A 19,213-nucleotide genomic window follows, 5' to 3' on the forward strand; every position below is an offset into this window, starting at 1 on the left:
ACAGGAATAATTGGCCCGAAACAAACGTAGGAGCGAGCGCAGCTCGCGATGCGCCGCGCGGGCGGCGCTCGCTCTAACAGGCGTTGCATACCTTGTGGCAAACACCTGTCAGCCCTGATGCGATCCCCGTGGGGGCTGGCTTGCCGGCGACAGGGCCGGCACAGCCAACCAAACTCAAACGGCGTTACGCGGCAGCAACAGCCCCAACGGCAACCGCACCCGCGCCTCGATACCGCCCCCGGACCGGTTGCGTAGCTCGACATTGCCGCCATGCTGCGCCGCAATACGCTTGACGATGGCCAACCCCAACCCGGTCCCCTTGCCACCCCGCGCCCGGTCACCCCGGATGAACGGGTTGAAGATGGTTTCCAGCTCCGACTCATCAATGCCGGTACCGCGGTCCAGCACGCTCAGCACCACGTACGGCGCACTTTCGTCACCCGAGACATAGGCTGCCACCTCGACCCCTTTGCCTGCGTGGTGCAAGGCGTTGCCGATCAGGTTGCCCAACATGCGCTTGAGCGACACGCGGCGCAGCGGGAACGGCGGGATCGGCTCCAGGCACAGGCGCACACGTTCTTCCGGCTGGTTGTAGGGGGCGACCACCTCACGCACCAGGTCCGCCAGGTCGACCTCTTCGACCGGCTCGTCCCGGCCATCACGGATAAACGCCAGGAACTGGTCGAGAATCGCGTCCATGTCTTCGATATCACGGACCATATCGTCGCTCAGGTCGTTGTCACTGTTGAGCAACGACAACGACAAACGCAGGCGCGTGAGCGGTGTACGCAAGTCATGCGAAACCCCGGCCAGCATCAGCTCGCGTTCACGCCCGGCCTGCTCGACGTCTTCGGCCATCTGGTTGAAGGCCCTGTACACCTCGGTCATCTCGCTGGGGGTGTCGCTGATCGGCAACCGCACGCTGCGCCCCTGGCCCAGCTGGCGGGCGGCGAACACCAGGCGCTTGAGCGGCTGGTTCAACTGCCGCACGAAGATCCACGCCGAAGCGGTGGACAACAGGCCAATGGCCAGGAACCAGCCCAGCACGTTCCAGATTTTCTGCCCGCGTAGCGGGTGCGGGTACAACGGCACCTTCAACCAGCCCGGGCCCAGGCTCGGCGCATTTACCCACAGCGCCGGCGGCGCATGAATGCGCAGGCGTACTTCGGTGTCCTCGCCCAGCTCGGCCTGCATCTGGCGTTGGTAAATTTCGCTGTAGGGCCAGTGCTGCTCGCCTTCGGGCACGCCCGAGCCGGTCACACGAATGAGGCCTGCCGCCTCGGCGATCTTGTCGCGGTTTTCTTCGTCGGCAGCCCAATACGCGCGCAAAGTCAGCGCCACACCGTGGCTGTACTGCCGGTCGACCAGTACGTCCTCGTTCATCAGCAGGTAGACCAGGGTCAGGGCCTTGGAGAACAGGACAACGATCAACACCAGCCACAGGGTGCGGGCGAAGAAGCTTTGCGGAAACCAGAGCGGTGTTTTCATCGACGGTCAGGCATCACTTTCCGGCGTTTCCGTCCGGCACGAACACGTAGCCCACGCCCCACACGGTCTGGATGTAGCGGGGCTTGGACGGGTCGGGCTCGATCATGCGCCGCAGGCGCGAAATCTGGACGTCGATGGAGCGCTCCAGGGCATCCCATTCACGGCCACGGGCCAGGTTCATCAGCTTGTCGCGGGTCAGCGGCTCGCGGGCATGCATGACCAGCGCCTTGAGCACGGCGAACTCACCGGTGGTGAGCATGTGCACTTCGTCGCCACGCTTGAGTTCGCGGGTGGCCAGCGACAACTCGTAGTCGCCGAAGGTGACCGACTCGTCTTCGCTACCCGGTGCCCCTGGCACGGTGGGTGCCTGGCGGCGCAGCACGGCCTTGACCCGGGCCATCAGCTCGTCCGGGTTGAACGGCTTGCCCAGGTAGTCATCGGCACCCAGCTCCAGGCCCTTGATGCGGCTGAGCTCGTCACCCTTGGCAGTGAGCATGATGATCGGGATCTGGTTGTTGTGCTGGCGCAGGCGCTTGCACGCCGACAGGCCGTCTTCGCCCGGCAGCATCAGGTCCAGCACCACCAGGTTGAACACCTCGCGGGACAGCAGGCGGTCCATCTGTTCGGTGTTGGGCACCGCGCGGGCTCGGTAGCCTTTGCTGGTGAAGAAACGTTCCAGCAGGCTGCTCAGCCCTGGATCGTCGTCGACGATGAGAATCTTTTCACCTTCTGCGGTGTTCGGCGTGCCGGTCATGAATAACTCCTCTGAGATCGCCGCGCATTATGGCGTAGCCATTGCAACGCGTGCCGTGAGCATTGTTAGCAGATTTTTCCCCGGGCGCCAGTTCCGACTGGCCGGGCGCCATCACCGCAAGCGGTTTGCGATGGGTATAATGCGCCGCTTTCATCCTGCGCCGCCGGGCGAAAGCCCATAGGCGACCCCCGTATTCACAAATGTCAGGTGGTTTACATGGACAGCATCAACAGCCGTATCGCCGAGGAACTGGGCGTACGCCCCCAGCAGGTCGAGGCGGCCGTGGGCCTGTTGGACGAAGGCTCGACCGTGCCTTTCATCGCCCGTTACCGCAAGGAAGTGACCGGTAGCCTGGACGACACCCAGCTGCGCCATCTGGAAGAGCGCCTGCGCTACCTGCGCGAACTCGACGAACGCCGCGCCAGCATCCTCTCCAGCATCGAGGAACAGGGCAAGCTGACCCCGGAACTGGCCCGCGAAATCAAGCTGGCCGACACCAAGACCCGCCTCGAAGACCTCTACCTGCCGTATAAGCAAAAGCGCCGCACCAAGGGCCAGATCGCCCTCGAAGCCGGCCTCGGCGAGCTGGCCGACGGCCTGTTCAACGACCCGTCACTGACCCCGGAAAGCGAAGCGGCACGCTTCGTCGATGCCGACAAGGGCGTGGCCGACGTGAAGGCCGCCCTGGAAGGCGCCAAATACATCCTCATGGAGCGCTTTGCCGAAGACGCCGCGTTGCTCGACAAACTGCGCAGCTTCCTCAAGCAGGAAGCCGTGCTCAGTGCCCGCGTGGTGGCCGGCAAGGAAGAAGAAGGCGCCAAGTTCCGCGACTATTTCGCCCATGACGAGCTGTTGCGCACCGCCCCTTCGCACCGCGCCCTGGCAATTTTCCGCGGGCGCAACGAGGGCGTGCTGAGCGCTTCGCTGAAAGTCGGTGAAGAACTGCCGGGTACCCTGCACCCGTGCGAGCTGATGATCAGCAACCACGTCGGCATCGAGAACCGCAGCCGCCCGGCCGACAAATGGCTGGCTGAAGTGGTGCGCTGGACCTGGAAGGTCAAGCTCTACACCCACTTGGAAACCGACCTGTTCGGCGAACTGCGCGACAACGCCGAAGGCGAGGCGATCAACGTGTTCGCCCACAACCTGCACGACCTGCTGCTGGCGGCCCCGGCCGGCCCGCGCGCCACACTGGGCTTCGACCCTGGCCTGCGCACTGGCTGCAAGATCGCCGTGGTCGACGCCACCGGCAAGCTGCTGGACCACACCACGGTCTACCCGCACGCCCCGAAAAACGACTGGGACCGGACCATCGCCATCATGGCCGCGCTGTGCGCCAAGCACTCGGTGGAGCTGATTGCCATCGGCAACGGTACCGCCAGCCGCGAAAGCGACAAGCTGGTCGCCGAACTGGTCAAGAAATATCCAGCCCTGAAAATCACCAAGGTCATGGTTTCCGAAGCCGGCGCGTCGGTGTACTCGGCCTCGGAACTGGCCGCCCGCGAATTCCCGGACCTGGACGTATCGATCCGTGGCGCCGTATCGATTGCCCGCCGCCTGCAGGACCCGTTGGCCGAACTGGTGAAGATCGACCCGAAATCCATCGGCGTTGGCCAGTACCAGCACGATGTCTCGCAGTTGAAGTTGGCCCGTGGCCTGGACGCCGTGGTCGAGGACTGCGTGAACGCCGTGGGCGTGGATGTGAATACCGCCTCGGTGGCGTTGCTGACGCGCATCTCCGGGCTTAACGCCACGCTGGCACAGAACATCGTCGCGCACCGCGACGCCAACGGCCCGTTCGCCACCCGCGCGGCGCTGAAAAAGGTCAGCCGCCTGGGCGAGAAAACCTTCGAGCAGGCTGCCGGCTTCCTGCGGGTGATGAACGGCGACAACCCGCTGGACGCCTCGGCGGTTCACCCCGAAGCCTACCCCCTGGTACAGCGCATCGCCGCCGATACCGACCGCGACATTCGCTCGCTGATCGGCGACAGCAGCTTCCTCAAGCGCCTGGACCCCAAGCGTTTCACCGACGAAACCTTCGGCCTGCCGACCGTGACCGACATCCTGCAGGAGCTGGACAAGCCCGGCCGCGACCCACGCCCGGAATTCAAGACCGCCACCTTCCAGGATGGCGTCGAAGACCTCAAGGACCTGGAGCCAGGCATGATCCTCGAAGGCGTGGTGACCAACGTCACCAACTTCGGTGCCTTCGTCGATATCGGCGTACACCAGGACGGCCTGGTGCATATCTCGGCGCTGTCGGAGAAGTTCGTCAAGGACCCGCGCGAGGCGGTCAAGGCCGGCGACGTGGTCAAGGTCAAGGTCATGGAGGTGGACATCCCGCGCAAGCGCGTGGGCTTGTCGATGCGCATGAGCGACACCCCGGGCGAAAAGGTCGAAGGCAACCGCGGCGGTAACCGTGGCTCGGCAGGCAACCGCCAGCAACAGGTGCCGCGCCAACGTGAAACCGCCACCGCGGCCCCGGCCAACAACGCCATGGCCACGCTGTTCGCCAACGCCAAGCAGCTGAAGAAGAAGTGATGGACATACCACGCGAATATGTCGAAAGCGCCTTCAGCCAGCTCCTTGGCTGCCGCCTGCAACGCCTGGAGCCCGGCGTTGCCGAGGTCGCCCTGGCGCTGCAGCCGCAGTTGCGCAACCGTGGCCAGAAGCTGCACGGCGGGGCTATTTTCAGCCTGGTGGATATCGCCATGGGCCTGGCCTGTTCGGCCAACCATGGCTTTGACCAGCAAAGCGTCACCATCGAATGCAAGATCAACTACATGCGCGCCGTCAGTGACGGCGAGGTCCTGTGCACCGCCCGCGTGCTGCATGCCGGGCGGCGTACCCTGGTGGTCGACGCCGACGTAGTCCAGGGCGACAAACTGGTGGCCAAGGCGCAAGGAACCTTTGCGGTTCTCTAGCTCACCAAGCAGTATCTGCGGTATTTTCAGCAGTGCGCTGGCACTGCTGGATCCGCGTAAACCAGGCGACAACGCCAGTTCCTTTCTCCCTACCCTTGTAGACCGTTATCTCTACCCCCATATTGGGGCGACTGACGCGTGAAGGAATACATCTTGAGCGAACTCCTCAACCGCCGCCTGAGCCTGCTCGGCGCCAATCTTCCCCTGCTCAAGCAGTGCCTGCACGGTATTGAGCGCGAATGCCTGCGCGTGACCGACGAAGGTCGCCTGGCCCAGACTCCGCACCCGGATGCACTGGGATCGGCGCTGACCAACGAGCAGATCACCACTGACTATTCCGAGTCGCTGCTGGAGTTCATCACCCCCGCGCTGGCCGACCCGGCTAAGGTGCTCGAAAGCCTCGAACAGACCCACCGTTTCGTCTACAGCAAGCTGGGCGACGAGTACCTGTGGAGCCCATCGATGCCATGCACGTTGCCGGCCGAAGAGGACATCCCGATCGCCGAGTACGGCAGCTCGAACATCGGCAAGCTCAAGCACGTCTACCGCAAAGGCCTGGCCTTGCGCTATGGCCGCACCATGCAGTGCATCGCCGGCATTCATTACAACTTCTCGCTGCCAGAGGCTCTGTGGCCTTTGCTGCGTGCTGCCGAAGGCAGCAGCGAGCCCGACCGCGACTATCAGTCGTCGGCCTACATTGCGCTGATCCGCAACTTCCGCCGCTACAGCTGGTTGTTGATGTACCTGTTTGGCGCCTCGCCGGCCCTGGACAAAGGCTTCATGCGTGGCCGCCCGCACCAGCTCGAAGAGCTGGACGCCGAAACCCTGTACCTGCCCTACGCCACCAGCCTGCGCATGAGCGACCTGGGCTACCAGAGCAACGCCCAGGCGGGCCTCACGCCTTGCTACAACAACCTGGCCAGCTACACCGACAGCCTGCGCAAGGCGGTGGGCACGCCCTACCCGCCCTATGTCGAGGTCGGCACGCACGTCGACGGTGAGTGGGTACAACTGAATACCAACATCCTGCAGATCGAAAACGAGTACTACTCGAACATACGCCCCAAGCGCGTCACCTATACCGGCGAGCGGCCGATCCAGGCCCTGACTTCGCGCGGCGTGCAGTATGTGGAAGTGCGCTGCCTGGACATCAACCCGTTCCTGCCAGTGGGCATCGACCTGACCGAGGCGCGCTTCCTCGATGCATTCCTGCTGTTCTGTGCCCTGGAAGAAAGCCCGCAACTGGGCAATGCCGAGTGTGGCCAGTGCACCAGCAACTTCCTGGCCGTGGTCAAGGAAGGTCGCCGCCCGGGCCTGGAATTGCAGCGCAACGGCCAGCCGGTCAGCCTGAAGGTGTGGGCCGGCGAGCTGATCGAGCGTATTCGGCAGTTGGCCGAGCTACTGGACCAAGCCGAAGATACCGACGCCCACAGCAAGGCGCTGGATGCGCAACAGGCCAAGGTCGATGACGCCTCGCTGACGCCTTCGGCCCAGGTGCTGGCGCGCATGACCGAGCATGACGAAAGCTTCGTGCAGTTTTCGCTGCGCCAGAGCCGTATTCACGCCGAGACCTTCCGTGAACAGCCGCTGAGCCAGGAGCAGCAACAAACCTACGAGACGCTGGCCCGCGAGTCGCTGGCCAGGCAGGCCGAGCTGGAGCAGGAAGAAGTCGGTGATTTCGACCTGTTCGTGGGTGCCTATCAAGCCAGCATCCTGGCGATCAGCAACTGATGACGCGTACCGCTGCCCCGCGCAAACCGCGCGCCAGCAGCCAGGCCAGGATCGAAGCGATCCTGGCGGCTGCCCGCGAACTGCTGGCCGAGGTGGGGGTGGCGGCAATGTCGATCTACAGCGTGGCCGAGCGTGCGCAGATTCCGCCGTCGTCGGTCTATCACTTCTTCGCCAGCGTGCCGGCGTTGCTCGAGGCGTTGACCGCCGACGTGCACCGGGCTTTCCGTGAGGCTCTGAGGGCACCGATCGACAGCCAGGCGTTCAGTACCTGGCATGAGCTGTCACGGCTGATCGAGCAGCGCATGCTGGATATCTACAACCAGGATGCAGCAGCGCGGCAACTGATTCTGGCCCAGCACGGGCTGAGTGAAGTGGTGCAAGCCGATCGGCAGCACGACATGGAACTGGGCGACCTGATGTACAAGTTGTTCGACCAGCATTTCCACCTGCCGGTGATGCCGCTGGATGTGGATGTGTTTGCCCTGGCCATGGAGCTGAGCGACCGGGTGTATGCGCGCTCGGTGCAGCTGCATGAGGCGATCACCCCGCGTATGGCCGAGGAAGGCAAGCGGGTGTTCGAGGCGTATCTGGGGTTGTATCTGCCGCCGTTTCTAATCAAGCGTTGAATTTGGTGGCCTCACCGCCGGTGTCGCGATCGGGCTGCAAAGCAGCCCCGCGAGTTAAGCGTTACTAGGGCTGCTTTGCAGCCCTTCGCGGGCACGCCCGCTCCCACACTCAAGAAATGCGCGATCCCCTGTGGGAGCGGGCGTGCCCGCGAAGGGCCGCAAAGCGGCCCGCGGGCCACTTTCATCACAGCTTGGCGATAGACACTTCCGTCGACTTCACAAAGGCAATCACTTCACTGCCCACCTGCAGCTCCAGCTCACGCACGGAGCGGGTAGTGATCACCGAAGTGACGATGCCCGAAGCCGTCTGCACGTCGATTTCCGACAGTACCGGCCCTTCGAGGATTTCTTTCACAGTGCCTTTGAACTGGTTGCGCACGTTGATGGCTTTGATAGTCATGATTGGCTTCCTTTTGGCTTCTGGGGTTCAGTGCGCCCAACGCAGTTGCGTGGGCAGAGGGGCTACAGGATCCGGCTCGGGCGCAGCGCCCGGGGCCGACAGCACACGGTTGAGCACTTCGCTTTCCAGCGCAGCCAGGCGGTGCGAACCACGCGCCCGAGGCCGTGCCAGGTCGACAGTGAGGTCGAGCCCGACCTCGCCGTCTTCGATCAGGATCACCCGGTCAGCCACGGCAACCGCCTCGCTGACATCGTGGGTAACCAGCAGCACGGTGAAACCGTGCTGACGCCACAGGCGTTCGATCAGTTGCTGCATCTCGATACGGGTCAGGGCATCCAGCGCGCCCAACGGCTCGTCCAGCAACAGCAGGCGCGGCTGGTGGATCAGCGCCCGGGCCAGCGCCACACGCTGCTTCTGGCCACCCGAAAGCGCTGCCGGCCACTCATTGGCGCGGTCGGCCAGGCCAACCGCCTCCAGGGCATCCAGCGCTCGCGAGCGCCAGTCGCCAGACAGGCCCAGGCCCACGTTGTCGATCACCTTCTTCCAAGGCAGCAGGCGTGCGTCCTGGAACATCAGGCGGGTTTCTTCGCGCGCTTCGTCCAGCGGCGCGGCCCCGGCCAGCAACTGCCCGGCAGTGGGCTGGTCGAGCCCGGCCAGCAAACGCAGCAAGGTGCTCTTGCCGCAGCCGCTGCGGCCAACAATGGCCACGAACTGGCCGGCCGGAATGTGCAGGTCGATACCTTTCAAAACTTCGCGCTGGCCAAAGGCCTTGCGCACGCCATTGGCGGCCAGCGGGATGCCACGCAGCAGGCGTGGCGGCCGTTCCTTGAGCACGGTCATGCGCCCTCCTTCTTCGCCACTTGATAGGCTGGGTGCCAGCGCAACCACACACGCTCCAGGCCACGGGCGGCGAGGTCGGCGAGCTTGCCGAGCACGGCGTACAAAACGATGGCCAGCACCACCACGTCGGTCTGCAGGAATTCACGGGCGTTCATGGCCAGGTAGCCGATGCCGGCGTTGGCCGAGATGGTTTCGGCAACGATCAGGGTCAGCCACATGAAGCCCAGGGCAAAGCGCACGCCCACCAGGATCGACGGCAGCGCCCCCGGCAGGATCACCTGGCGGAACAGGCTGAAGCCGGACAACCCATAACTGCGGGCCATTTCCACCAGCGCCGGGTCCACATTGCGAATGCCGTGGTAGGTGTTCAGGTAGATCGGGAACAACGTGCCCAGCGCGACCAGGAAGATCTTCGCCGACTCATCGATACCAAACCACAGGATCACCAGCGGGATCAGTGCCAGGTGCGGCACGTTGCGTATCATCTGCACCGAGCTGTCGAGCAGGCGCTCGCCCCAGTTCGAAAGGCCCGTGATGAAGCCCAGCACCAGGCCGATGCTGCCGCCGATGACGAAGCCCAGCCCGGCACGCCAGCCACTGATGGCCAGGTGGGTCCAGATGTCACCGCTGCGCACCAGCTCGACGCCAGCACTGACCACGGCGCTAGGCGCCGGCAAGATGCGCGTCGACAGCCAGCCAGCACTGACCGCCAGCTGCCAGGCGGCCAGCAGCAGCACCGGCAGCGCCCATGGCGCCAGCCGCTGGGCAAGGTTGTTGGAAGTTGCACGACTCATGGCCTGGCCCTCAGCTCTGTGCGACGGACTTGGGCAGGATGTCGTTGGCTACCATCTCGCCGAACGGGCTCACGTAGCCACCCGCCTTGGGTTGTTCCGGGCGGTTCACGTCAATGTGCGGGAACAGCAGCTCGGCCACTCGGTACGACTCTTCCAGGTGCGGGTAGCCGGAGAAGATGAAGGTATCGATGCCCAGCTCGGCGTATTCCTTGACCCGTGCGGCCACGGTCGGGCCATCACCGACCAGCGCGGTACCCGCACCGCCACGCACCAGGCCAACACCCGCCCACAGGTTGGGGCTGACTTCCAGGTTGTCGCGGTTACCGCCGTGCAGGGCGGCCATGCGTTGCTGGCCCACCGAGTCGAAGCGCGCCAGTGAGGCCTGCGCACGGGCAATGGTTTCATCGTCCAGGTGCGAAATCAGGCGGTCGGCGGCGGCCCAGGCTTCTTCGTTGGTTTCGCGCACGATCACGTGCAGGCGGATACCGAAACGTACTTCGCGGCCTTGAGCACCGGCCTTTTTGCGCACTTGGGCGATCTTCTCGGCCACGGCTGCCGGTGGCTCACCCCACGTCAGGTACAACTCGACCTGTTCAGCCGCCAGGTCTTGGGCAGCCTCTGAAGAACCGCCGAAATACAGCGGTGGGCGGGGCTGCTGAATCGGCGGATAGAGAAGCTTGGCGCCCTTCACCTGAATGTGCTTGCCGTCATAGTCCACGTTCTCGCCTTCCAGCACCTTGCGCCAGATACGGGTGAACTCGACCGACGCCTCGTACCGCTCCTGGTGGTTCAGGTGCAGGCCGTCACCGGCCAGCTCGTCCGGGTCGCCGCCGGTGACCAGGTTGAACAGCGCCCGGCCGTTGGACAGGCGATCAAGGGTGGCTGCCTGCCGAGCAGCCACGGTTGGCGAGATGATGCCGGGGCGCAGGGCCACCAGAAACTTCAGGCGCTGGGTCACGGGGATCAGCGAGGCCGCGACCAGCCAGGAGTCCTCGCAGGAGCGCCCGGTCGGGATCAATACCCCACCAAAACCAAGCCGGTCGGCAGCTTGCGCGATCTGTTGCAGGTAACCGTGGTCGACCGCGCGGGCGCCATCGGCAGTGCCCAGGTACTTGCCGTCACCGTGGGTGGGCAGGAACCAGAAAATGTTCAGACTCATTGGAGTTGTCTCCTCAAGGGGGGCACGAGCCGGGGCGGTGCCCCGGCATGGGCGCATCATTCAAGGCGCGCTAGCGACCTTGGCCGGGGGTGTCCAGATCACATCCTTGATGCTCAACGGCTTGGGTATCAGCTTGAGCGCTTGGAAGGTGTCGGCGATCTTCTGCTGCGCCGCCACTACCTGCGGGGTCAGAGGCGCGGCGCCGTAGCCTTGGCGTTTGACCGAGGTAAGTGTGATGTCGGCAGGCAAGCCGAGCAGCGGCGCCACTTGGTCGGTGACTTCCTGCGGGTTGGCCTGCGACCACTCGCCCACGGCGCGCACTTGCTCGATAACGGTGTTGATCACCGCTGGGTGCTCGGTCGCGTAGTTGCGGGTAGCGAGATAGAACTGATGGTTGTCGACCAGGCCCTTGCCGTCACGCAGGGTGCGCGCCTGCAACTGTTGCTCGGCGGCGGCCTGGTACGGGTCCCAGATCACCCAGGCGTCGACACTGCCGCGCTCGAAGGCTGCGCGGGCGTCGGCCGGCGGCAGGTAAACCGGCTGGATGTCGCTGTATTGAAGGCCTGCGTCTTGCAGTGCACGCACCAGCAGGTAGTGCACATTGGAGCCTTTGTTGAGGGCGACTTTCTTGCCTTTGAGGTCCTTCACCGACTGCACCGGCGAACCCTTGGGCAAGAGAATCGCTTCGCTGTGCGGCGCGGGCGGTTCATAGGCCACATAGAGCAGGTCGGCGCCGGCGGCCTGGGCGAATACCGGTGGTGTTTCACCGGTGACGCCGAAATCGATCGAGCCGACGTTCAGCCCTTCAAGCAGCTGCGGGCCGCCGGGAAACTCGGTCCACTGCACCTGTACGCCCTGCTCGGCCAGGCGCTTCTCCAGCGTGCCCTTGGCCTTGAGCAGCACCAGGGTGCCGTATTTCTGATAACCGATACGCAGGCTCTCGGCCTGGGCTTGGGTAATGGCGCCGAAGGACACAGCCGCCGCGAACAGGGCGACCAGACCGCGACGCAAGAAGACTGTGCGCATGGCGCTCTCCTGTGCGATAGGGTTCGGGTTGCACCTGCTTGCCTCGTTGGCGGGCGAGTAAGGTGGTAAAGCGGATAAAACCGGTCAGATGCTCCAGCGAGCACTGAGCAGGCGTTCGTTCAGTACACCGGGGGCCACGGGGCGCGGCCGACGGGTCAGGGCAACGTGGAAGGTTTCCAGCGAGTCCTGCAGGCGTTCTTCCAGCGCGGGTAGCAGCTGCGCGGGCTTGCTGCCCTCTGCATAAGCGACTTGGCTGTCGTCAGCGAAGATCCCTTGCAGGGTCTCTTGCGCCTTGAGTGCAGACAGCACAGGCTTGAGTGCGTAATCCACCGCCAGCATGTGGGCGATGCTGCCGCCGGTGGCGATCGGCAACACGATCTTGTGTGCCAAAGCGCGTTCGGGCAGCAGGTCGAGCAAGGTTTTCAGAGCACCGGCAAACGATGCCTTGTACACCGGCGTGGCGACGATCAGGCCATCGGCCTGGGCCACCAGTTGCTGGAAGTGCTGTACCTGCGGGCTGTCGAAACGGGCATGCAGCAGGTCTTCGGCAGGGAAGTCACGTACCTGGAACGTCACCACTTCGACGCCGCGATGCTGCAGCCACTCGCGCGAACGCTCCAGCAGCACGCCGGAGCGTGAACGTGGACTTGGGCTACCACCGATTGAGACGACCAACATTGCAGCGCTTCCTTGTGTTCTGTTGGGGGTGACATTAGCAGTCAGTTTATATATCTAGAAATCATATTTTTTTATTTGTTTATTCCATTTTGGTTTAAAGCTTCAAGTTACAAGCCGCAAGCTGATCTGCTCTTGCTCTTGCTCTTGCTCTTGCTCTTGCTCTTGCTCTTGCTCTTGCTTTTGCTTTTGCTTTTGCTTTTGCTTTTGCTTTTGCTTTTGCTTTTGCTTTTGCTTGCAGCTTGCAGCTTGCAGCTCGCAGCTCGCAGCTCGCAGCTCGCAGCTCGCAGCTAAAAAAAGGGCCGTCGAAACGGCCCGAAAATCCCTGTGAGGCTAAGAGCGATGCAACGAGGAATGCGTTAACGATTGGGCTGGGGGGTCAGGCGCAGATAGGGTTTGACGGCCCGATACCCTTTGGGGAAGCGCTGCTTGATCTCTTCTTCGTCCTTGAGCGGAGGCACGATCACCACGTCGTCGCCGTCTTGCCAGTTACCTGGCGTGGCCACCTTGTGGTTGTCGGTCAGCTGCAGCGAGTCGATCACCCGCAGGATTTCATTGAAATTGCGCCCGGTACTGGCCGGGTAGGTGATGGTTAGCCGCACCTTCTTGTTCGGGTCGATCACGAACAGCGAGCGCACGGTCAGGGTGTCGCTGGCGTTCGGATGGATCAGGTCATAAAGGTCTGAAACCTTGCGGTCGGCGTCGGCGATGATCGGGAAATTGACCACGGTGTTCTGGGTTTCGTTGATGTCGGCGATCCATTTGTGGTGCGAATCGACCGGGTCGACCGACAAGGCAATGGCCTTGACTCCGCGTTTGGCGAATTCGTCCTTGAGCTTGGCAGTCAGGCCCAGCTCAGTGGTGCATACCGGGGTGAAGTCAGCCGGGTGGGAGAACAGCACCCCCCAGCTGTTACCCAGCCACTCGTGGAAACGGATCTTGCCTTCGCTGGAATCCTGTTCGAAATCGGGGGCGATATCGCCGAGTTTTAGGCTCATAGGCTGCGGCTCCTGGGCTGGGTTGTGGTCAGCGTGTGAATTGACTGTGCCTGCAATTGACTAAAAACAAAAAGAATAAATAATGATTTATTTATAGCTTTTTGACATTACAGGCTGCAGTCATGAAAAAGCCTCGCACTAGGCGAGGCTCTTTGGTGTCGCTACGGCTTACAGGAAGCTGTAAGTGTAGTTCACGATGAAGCGAGTCTGGTCCTGGTCGGCGCTGGCTTCGCTGCTGCCACCACGGTACACACCCTGGCGCAGGCTGAAGCCCAGGCCTTTGAGGGTGCCTTGCTGAATGGTGTAGTCGACGCGGGCGTCACGTTCCCATTCGTTGTAGGTGCCGTGGCCGCTCTTGTAGCGAATGTCGTCACCGCGCAGGTAGGAAACCGAAGCCTTCAGGCCCGGAACGCCAAGCGAGGCGAAATCATACGAGTACTGGCCGAAGTTGGTGTTCTCACCGGCACGGGCGAACTGGTTGATCATGCTGTCGGTGAACAGGTAGAAGCTGGAACCGGCAGCGCCTTCAGGGCGACCGTTACCGTCAACCACGTTGCCCTGGTTCAGCCAGACGAAACCGCCGTCATCGCTGACTTGCTGACGACCGAGCATCAGCGCGTGGCCACCCAGGGTGTAGGTGAACATGGCCGACCAGGTCTTGTTGTCGACCTTGCCAGTGTTCTTGGCGTAGCCACCGTTGTTGCTGAAGTTGTAGCCACCGCCGTGACCGTTGTTGCCGTCACTGCTGCTGTCGAAGTAGCGCAGGTCGGTCTTGAACGACTGGTCGTCGGCGATCTTGAAGACGTGGGTGGCACCCAGGAAGTGCTGCTTGTAGAAGTCTTCCAGGTTCGAGTAGTAGTACTGCAGGGTCAGGTCTGGAGTGAGCTTGTAGTCCAGGCCGCCGTAGCGGAACTTGTTGCTGTCGGCAGTGGCGCCAGCGACCGACAGGCCGGTACGGTTGCTCGACGCACGACCCATGGCGTGGGTCAGCTGACCGGCGTTGATGGTCAGGTTGTCGATTTCCTTCGACTGGATGGTGCCACCCTCGAAGGTTTGCGGCAGCAGACGCCCGTCGTTGGAGACCAGGATCGGCAGGTTTGGCGCCAGGGCGCTACCGAAGTGCACTTCGGTCTTGGAGAAGCGAGCCTTGGCGTTGGCGCCAAAACGTGCCCACTGGCTAGCGGCCGAGCCGTCCGAGTCGCTTGGGAAGAAGCTGCTGTTGTCAGGGTGTTTGCCACGGCCACCGTCCAGGTGGATACCCCACAAGGCCTGGGCATCGACACCAAAACCAACGGTGCCTTCAGTGAAACCAGAGATGTAATCGAGCTTGAAGCCCTGACCCGACTCGCGGTTGTCAGCACCGCCATCGCGGTTGTCGTTGTTGAAATACATGGTGCGCGAGCTGAGGGACAGCTTGCTGTCTTCCACGAAACCGGCAGCGCCTGCTGTTTGGGCGAAAACCCCCAGTGCCACGGCCACGGCCAGGCTGGACTTGTACATGATGTGCTCCTCTACGTTCTAATTTTTGTGTATCTCTGGCGGCAGGGTCTTGTGCCCCGCTCACCGTGGATTGGCGATTTAGTCCCAAAGTGTGACTAGTAAGTCAAACGTTTCTAAACGTTTCTCGACTTTGGTCTAAGGCGCCACCTGCGCTACAGGATAATGACAATCCTATAAATCCAAAATGACCGTTTTGTGAATTTCTAAGATTTTTAGGGAATATGTAACGAACCTTTGCAACCAATAGTTGTAGCTAGCCGGGCTCTAATAGCTTTTTGCTATTTGAAAACGTTTGCTAATAACCTAATTCCTTAATGTTCTATAGGGACGGAGAAGCCTAGCAGGCTGATCTGATTTCGCCATTGACCCAGGTTATGGCCCTTCGCAGGCTTTGTAGGAGCGGCCTTGTGTCGCGATGGGGCGCGATGCGGCCCTGAACGCTCAGCGTCGCAGCAGCCATCGTCAGGGCCGCTTCGCGCCCCATCGCGACACAAGGCCGCTCCTACAGCTTTACCTCCTAAGCTAATGCGAAAAAGTTATTTATTTTAATTTTTTTAGATCATTTAGCCTTTTCGCATACCCCAGTTTGCCTGACGAGAGGTTCACCATGATCCCGCATGCCCCGCTGCGCCTGTTCGCCGCCCTGACCCTCGCCAGCGCCAGCTGGCTGGCCCAGGCGGCCGACCTGACCGTCGCCTACCAGACCACCGTCGACCCCGCCAAGGTGGCGCAGGTGGATGGCGACTACGAAAAAGCCAGCAAGGCCAGCATTGACTGGCGCAAGTTCGATAACGGCGCCGATGTGATCACCGCAGTGGCCAGCGGTGACGTGCAGATCGGCTACCTGGGCTCCAGCCCACTGGCCGCCGCCGCCACCCGCAAGCTGCCGGTCGAGACGTTTCTGATCGCAACGCAGATTGGCGCAGGCGAGGCACTGGTCGCCCGCGACAGCATCAAGACGCCACAAGACCTGGTCGGCAAGAAAGTCGCGGTGCCCTTCGTTTCAACTGGCCACTACAGCTTGCTGGCAGCCCTGAAGACCTGGAACATCGACCCCTCCAAGGTGCAGATACTCAACCTCGCGCCCCCTGCGATCATTGCCGCCTGGAAACGCGGCGACATCGACGCCACCTACGTCTGGGACCCGGCCTTGGGCGTGGCCAAGGAAAACGGCAAGGTGCTGATCACCTCGGGCGAGCTGGCCGCAAAAGGCGCCCCCACCTTCGATGCCTGGATCGTGCGCAAGGACTTCGCCGAGAAGCACCCCGACGTGGTCAAGGCTTTCGCCAAGGTCACCCTCGATGCCTACGCCGAATACCGCAAAGACCCGCAAGCCTGGCTGGCTGACAAAGGCAACGTGGACAAACTGGTGAAGCTGTCCGGCGCCAAGGCCAGCGACATTCCGGTGCTGCTGGAGGGCAACGTCTACCCACTGGCCGCCGACCAGGCCAGCGCACTGGGTGCACCCACCACCCAGGCACTGACCGACACGGCCAACTTCCTCAAGCAGCAAGGCAAGGTCGACGCCGTACTGCCGGACTACTCGCCGTACGTCAGCGCCAAGTTCCTTCCAAACTGAACCGGAGCCCGCCATGGCCTTGCTCGAACTGGAGCGCATCAGCGCACAGTACCCCGGTGCCGCCACCCCGGTGCTGGCCGACATCAACCTGAGCCTGGGGCCGCGCCAACTGCTGGTGGCCCTGGGGCCATCCGGCAGCGGCAAAACCTCGCTGCTCAACCTGATCGCCGGCTTCGTTACCCCCAGTGGCGGCCGCATCACCCTCGACGGTGTACCGGTGCAAGGGCCTGGAGCCGAGCGCGGTGTGGTGTTCCAGGACGACGCGCTGCTGCCCTGGCAGAACGTGCTGGGCAACGTCGCATTCGGCCTGGAGCTGGCCGGCGTACCGCGCGCCGAGCGTGAAGCCAAAGCCCGCGAGATGCTGGCCCTGGTCGACCTCGCCGGCTTCGGCGAGCGGCGCATCTGGCAGTTGTCCGGCGGCCAGAAGCAACGCGTGGGCCTGGCCCGGGCGCTGGCAGCCGACCCACGGGTGCTATTGATGGACGAACCGTTCGGCGCCCTCGATGCCTTCACCCGCGAGCAGATGCAGGCGTTGCTGCTGCAGGTATGGCAGCGCACCGCCAAGCCGGTGTTCCTGATTACCCACGACATCGAAGAAGCGGTATTCCTGGCCAGCGAACTGGTACTGCTGGCGCCCAACCCGGGGCGCGTGGTGGAACGCCTGCAACTGGACTTCGGCCAGCGTTATGCCGCTGGCGAATCGGCCCGGGCGATCAAGTCCGACCCGGCCTTCATCGAAACCCGCGAGCACGTACTGGCGCGGGTGTTTTCCCAACGCCAAAGCCTGTAGGAGCGCGCATGAGCAGCCTGGACCTGCCGGTTACCGGCAAACACGACGCCCAACCCCGGCCAGCCATCAAGCTGCGCCGCCCACGTTCCACCCGCTGGATCAGCACCCTGACCCTCGCCAGCCTGTTGCTGGCGTGGTGGCTGGTGACGGCCGCCGGCTGGGTCGAGCCGCTGTTCCTGCCCTCGCCCGGCGACATACTGGCCAAGGGCTGGACCTTGCTGACCCAGGGTTACATGGATGCCAGCCTGTGGCAGCACCTGGGCGCCAGCCTGGGGCGCATCGGCGTGGCCCTGCTGGCCGCCGCGCTGACCGCCATACCGGTTGGCATCGCCATCGGCTACAACCGCGTGGCACGCGGCATCCTCGACCCGCTGATCGAGTTCTACCGGCCGATCCCGCCGCTGGCCTACCTGCCCTTGATTGTCATCTGGTGCGGCATCGGCGAGCTGTCGAAGGTGTTGCTGATCTTCCTGGCGATCTTTGCGCCGATCGCCATTGCCACCGCCACCGGTGTACGTACCGTCGACCCGGCCAAGTTGCGTGCAGCGCAGTCGCTGGGCGCAAGCAACGCTCAGCTGATCCGGCACGTGATCCTGCCGAGCGCGCTACCCGAGATCCTCACCGGGATCCGCATCGGCCTGGGGGTTGGCTGGTCGACGCTGGTCGCCGCCGAGCTGATTGCCGCCACCAGTGGCCTGGGCTTCATGGTGCAGTCGGCGGCGCAGTTTCTGGTTACCGACGTCGTAGTGCTGGGCATCCTGCTGATCGCCTTGATTGCCTTCGCACTGGAAATGAGCCTGCGCGCCCTGCAACGCAAGCTGGTGCCCTGGCATGGGCAAAGCCACTGAACCCTATTGTCCACGCCAGCACACTGGCGCCTGACTGAAGAGACTGACATGAGCCTGACCATCACTCCCCTCAGCCCCGCGCTCGGCGCCCAGATCAGCGGCGTGGACATCAGCCGCGACATCACCGCAGCACAACGCGACGCCATTGAACAGGCGCTGCTGCAGCACCAGGTGCTGTTCTTCCGCGACCAGCCGATCAACCCGGAACAACAGGCGCGCTTTGCCGCCCGCTTCGGCGACCTTCACATTCACCCGATCTACCCCAATGTGCCGAACACCCCGCAGGTGCTGGTGCTCGACACGGCGGTCACTGATGTGCGCGACAACGCCGTGTGGCACACCGACGTGACCTTCCTGCCAACCCCGGCACTGGGTGCGGTGCTCAGTGCCAAGCAGTTGCCGGCCTACGGTGGCGATACCTTGTGGGCCAGCGGCATCGCTGCCTTTGAAGCCTTGTCGGCGCCGCTGCGGGGCATGCTCGACGGGCTGACCGCCACTCACGACTTCACCAAGTCGTTCCCGCTGGAACGCTTTGGCACCACCGCTGAAGACCTGGCGCGCTGGGAAGCCACGCGGCGCAACAACCCACCCTTGTCGCACCCGGTAGTGCGTACGCATCCGGTGAGCGGGCGCAAGGCGTTGTTCGTCAATGAGGGGTTTACCACGCGCATCAATGAGCTGAGCGAGCTGGAGAGCGAGGCGTTGCTGAAGCTGCTGTTCGCCCATGCCACACGGCCAGAGTTCAGCATTCGCTGGCGCTGGCAGGAGCATGACGTGGCGTTCTGGGACAACCGCGTGACCCAGCATTTTGCCGTGGATGACTACCGGCCCAATCGGCGGGTGATGCACCGGGCGACGATCCTCGGGGATGTGCCCTTTTAGTTGTTGCCTGTTCTGGCCTCTTCGCGGGCACGCCCGCTCCCACAGGTCCGGTACCGGTTTCGAAACCTGTGATGTACCTGTGGGAGCGGGCGTGCCCGCGAAGAGGCCAGAACAGGAACGCCTGGTCCCACAGGTCCGGCACCGGTTTCGAAACCTGTGATGTACCTGTGGGAGCGGGCGTGCCCGCGAAGAGGCCAGA

At 63.1% G+C, this 19,213-nt stretch carries 18 protein-coding genes; 8 read left to right on the forward strand and 10 right to left on the reverse strand.

Features of this window, described 5'->3' with window-relative positions; all coding sequences use genetic code 11:
* Window positions 1–174: 174 nt before the first annotated feature.
* Together DMX12_RS17175 and ompR are read right to left on the reverse strand one after the other, a co-directional pair.
* Window positions 175–1,488: an ATP-binding protein gene (locus DMX12_RS17175; protein ID WP_029887604.1), complete on the reverse strand. Its 1,314-nt coding sequence runs from the start codon at window positions 1,486–1,488 to the stop codon at window positions 175–177.
* A gap of 13 nt (window positions 1,489–1,501) precedes the next feature.
* Window positions 1,502–2,242 carry a two-component system response regulator OmpR gene (gene ompR, locus DMX12_RS17180; protein ID WP_009682249.1) on the reverse strand — a complete coding sequence of 247 codons (741 nt, stop codon included), beginning with the start codon at window positions 2,240–2,242 and terminating at the stop codon, window positions 1,502–1,504.
* Window positions 2,243–2,458: 216 nt separating this feature from the next.
* Here ompR and DMX12_RS17185 point away from each other — a divergent pair, with 216 nt between their 5' ends.
* The 4 genes from DMX12_RS17185 (at window position 2,459) to DMX12_RS17200 (ending at window position 7,523) form a co-directional block, all read left to right on the forward strand.
* Window positions 2,459–4,783, forward strand: coding sequence for a Tex family protein (locus tag DMX12_RS17185; protein ID WP_110678893.1), 2,325 nt, complete (start codon window positions 2,459–2,461; stop codon window positions 4,781–4,783).
* The gene (locus DMX12_RS17190; RefSeq protein WP_009682247.1) at window positions 4,783–5,166 is read left to right on the forward strand and encodes a PaaI family thioesterase; all 384 of its coding nucleotides are present in this window, start codon (window positions 4,783–4,785) and stop codon (window positions 5,164–5,166) included. The genes DMX12_RS17185 and DMX12_RS17190 overlap by 1 nt, the downstream gene beginning before the upstream one ends.
* Window positions 5,167–5,319: 153 nt before the next feature.
* On the forward strand, window positions 5,320–6,897 hold the full coding sequence (gene gshA, locus DMX12_RS17195) for a glutamate--cysteine ligase (RefSeq protein ID WP_009682246.1): 1,578 nt from the start codon (window positions 5,320–5,322) through the stop codon (window positions 6,895–6,897).
* Window positions 6,897–7,523: a TetR/AcrR family transcriptional regulator gene (locus tag DMX12_RS17200; protein WP_110678895.1), complete on the forward strand. Its 627-nt coding sequence runs from the start codon at window positions 6,897–6,899 to the stop codon at window positions 7,521–7,523. The genes gshA and DMX12_RS17200 overlap by 1 nt, the downstream gene beginning before the upstream one ends.
* 184 nt (window positions 7,524–7,707) lie before the next feature.
* Here DMX12_RS17200 and DMX12_RS17205 read toward each other — a convergent pair whose 3' ends face one another.
* From DMX12_RS17205 to DMX12_RS17245, 8 genes are all read right to left on the reverse strand, one after another.
* Window positions 7,708–7,923: a molybdopterin-binding protein gene (locus DMX12_RS17205; protein ID WP_003255829.1), complete on the reverse strand. Its 216-nt coding sequence runs from the start codon at window positions 7,921–7,923 to the stop codon at window positions 7,708–7,710.
* 27 nt (window positions 7,924–7,950) lie between these two features.
* A complete protein-coding gene (gene ssuB / locus DMX12_RS17210; RefSeq protein WP_110678897.1) occupies window positions 7,951–8,763 on the reverse strand; it encodes an aliphatic sulfonates ABC transporter ATP-binding protein in 813 nt (270 codons plus the stop codon).
* Complete coding sequence (gene ssuC, locus DMX12_RS17215) at window positions 8,760–9,557, reverse strand: aliphatic sulfonate ABC transporter permease SsuC (protein ID WP_054913222.1); 798 nt, start codon at window positions 9,555–9,557, stop codon at window positions 8,760–8,762. Before ssuC ends, ssuB begins: the two co-directional genes overlap by 4 nt.
* 10 nt (window positions 9,558–9,567) lie before the next feature.
* On the reverse strand, window positions 9,568–10,716 hold the full coding sequence (ssuD, locus tag DMX12_RS17220; protein ID WP_110678899.1) for an FMNH2-dependent alkanesulfonate monooxygenase: 1,149 nt from the start codon (window positions 10,714–10,716) through the stop codon (window positions 9,568–9,570).
* Window positions 10,717–10,776: 60 nt separating this feature from the next.
* Window positions 10,777–11,742 (reverse strand): sulfonate ABC transporter substrate-binding protein, encoded by a 966-nt coding sequence (locus tag DMX12_RS17225; RefSeq protein WP_110678901.1) that lies wholly within the window; start codon window positions 11,740–11,742, stop codon window positions 10,777–10,779.
* An 84-nt stretch (window positions 11,743–11,826) separates the two neighbouring features.
* On the reverse strand, window positions 11,827–12,420 hold the full coding sequence (ssuE, locus tag DMX12_RS17230) for an NADPH-dependent FMN reductase (RefSeq protein WP_110678903.1): 594 nt from the start codon (window positions 12,418–12,420) through the stop codon (window positions 11,827–11,829).
* A 356-nt stretch (window positions 12,421–12,776) separates the two neighbouring features.
* Window positions 12,777–13,415 carry a peroxiredoxin gene (locus DMX12_RS17240; RefSeq protein ID WP_110678907.1) on the reverse strand — a complete coding sequence of 213 codons (639 nt, stop codon included), beginning with the start codon at window positions 13,413–13,415 and terminating at the stop codon, window positions 12,777–12,779.
* Between the two features lie 168 nt (window positions 13,416–13,583).
* Complete coding sequence (locus DMX12_RS17245) at window positions 13,584–14,915, reverse strand: OprD family porin (protein WP_110678909.1); 1,332 nt, start codon at window positions 14,913–14,915, stop codon at window positions 13,584–13,586.
* A gap of 607 nt (window positions 14,916–15,522) precedes the next feature.
* Between DMX12_RS17245 and tauA the strand changes: the two genes are divergently transcribed.
* Genes tauA through tauD form a run of 4 tightly spaced genes read left to right on the forward strand, consistent with a single transcriptional unit; the run spans window position 15,523 to window position 19,014 of the window.
* Window positions 15,523–16,494 carry a taurine ABC transporter substrate-binding protein gene (gene tauA, locus DMX12_RS17250; RefSeq protein WP_110678911.1) on the forward strand — a complete coding sequence of 324 codons (972 nt, stop codon included), beginning with the start codon at window positions 15,523–15,525 and terminating at the stop codon, window positions 16,492–16,494.
* Between the two features lie 13 nt (window positions 16,495–16,507).
* Window positions 16,508–17,284 (forward strand): taurine ABC transporter ATP-binding subunit, encoded by a 777-nt coding sequence (tauB, locus tag DMX12_RS17255; protein WP_110678913.1) that lies wholly within the window; start codon window positions 16,508–16,510, stop codon window positions 17,282–17,284.
* Window positions 17,285–17,292: 8 nt separating this feature from the next.
* Complete coding sequence (gene tauC, locus DMX12_RS17260) at window positions 17,293–18,132, forward strand: taurine ABC transporter permease TauC (protein ID WP_110678915.1); 840 nt, start codon at window positions 17,293–17,295, stop codon at window positions 18,130–18,132.
* Window positions 18,133–18,180: 48 nt separating this feature from the next.
* Window positions 18,181–19,014, forward strand: a complete 834-nt coding sequence (tauD, locus tag DMX12_RS17265; protein ID WP_110678917.1) for a taurine dioxygenase — start codon at window positions 18,181–18,183, stop codon at window positions 19,012–19,014.
* The last annotated feature ends 199 nt before the right edge of the window (window positions 19,015–19,213 follow it).

The sequence above is a fragment of the Pseudomonas sp. MB-090624 genome, from assembly GCF_003205245.1.
In the GTDB taxonomy this organism is placed as follows: Bacteria; Pseudomonadota; Gammaproteobacteria; order Pseudomonadales; family Pseudomonadaceae; genus Aquipseudomonas; species Aquipseudomonas juntendi.

What these genes read in the sequence shown, in the direction of transcription:
- DMX12_RS17175 (WP_029887604.1), bottom strand. Translation starts at nt 1,488, where the DNA reads ATGAAAACACCGCTCTGGTTTCCGCAAAGCTTCTTCGCCCGCACCCTG.
- ompR (WP_009682249.1), bottom strand. Translation starts at nt 2,242, where the DNA reads ATGACCGGCACGCCGAACACCGCAGAAGGTGAAAAGATTCTCATCGTC.
- DMX12_RS17185 (WP_110678893.1), top strand. Translation starts at nt 2,459, where the DNA reads ATGGACAGCATCAACAGCCGTATCGCCGAGGAACTGGGCGTACGCCCC.
- DMX12_RS17190 (WP_009682247.1), top strand. Translation starts at nt 4,783, where the DNA reads ATGGACATACCACGCGAATATGTCGAAAGCGCCTTCAGCCAGCTCCTT.
- DMX12_RS17200 (WP_110678895.1), top strand. Translation starts at nt 6,897, where the DNA reads ATGACGCGTACCGCTGCCCCGCGCAAACCGCGCGCCAGCAGCCAGGCC.
- DMX12_RS17205 (WP_003255829.1), bottom strand. Translation starts at nt 7,923, where the DNA reads ATGACTATCAAAGCCATCAACGTGCGCAACCAGTTCAAAGGCACTGTG.
- ssuB (WP_110678897.1), bottom strand. Translation starts at nt 8,763, where the DNA reads ATGACCGTGCTCAAGGAACGGCCGCCACGCCTGCTGCGTGGCATCCCG.
- ssuC (WP_054913222.1), bottom strand. Translation starts at nt 9,557, where the DNA reads ATGAGTCGTGCAACTTCCAACAACCTTGCCCAGCGGCTGGCGCCATGG.
- ssuD (WP_110678899.1), bottom strand. Translation starts at nt 10,716, where the DNA reads ATGAGTCTGAACATTTTCTGGTTCCTGCCCACCCACGGTGACGGCAAG.
- DMX12_RS17225 (WP_110678901.1), bottom strand. Translation starts at nt 11,742, where the DNA reads ATGCGCACAGTCTTCTTGCGTCGCGGTCTGGTCGCCCTGTTCGCGGCG.
- ssuE (WP_110678903.1), bottom strand. Translation starts at nt 12,420, where the DNA reads ATGTTGGTCGTCTCAATCGGTGGTAGCCCAAGTCCACGTTCACGCTCC.
- DMX12_RS17240 (WP_110678907.1), bottom strand. Translation starts at nt 13,415, where the DNA reads ATGAGCCTAAAACTCGGCGATATCGCCCCCGATTTCGAACAGGATTCC.
- DMX12_RS17245 (WP_110678909.1), bottom strand. Translation starts at nt 14,915, where the DNA reads ATGTACAAGTCCAGCCTGGCCGTGGCCGTGGCACTGGGGGTTTTCGCC.
- tauA (WP_110678911.1), top strand. Translation starts at nt 15,523, where the DNA reads ATGATCCCGCATGCCCCGCTGCGCCTGTTCGCCGCCCTGACCCTCGCC.
- tauB (WP_110678913.1), top strand. Translation starts at nt 16,508, where the DNA reads ATGGCCTTGCTCGAACTGGAGCGCATCAGCGCACAGTACCCCGGTGCC.
- tauC (WP_110678915.1), top strand. Translation starts at nt 17,293, where the DNA reads ATGAGCAGCCTGGACCTGCCGGTTACCGGCAAACACGACGCCCAACCC.
- tauD (WP_110678917.1), top strand. Translation starts at nt 18,181, where the DNA reads ATGAGCCTGACCATCACTCCCCTCAGCCCCGCGCTCGGCGCCCAGATC.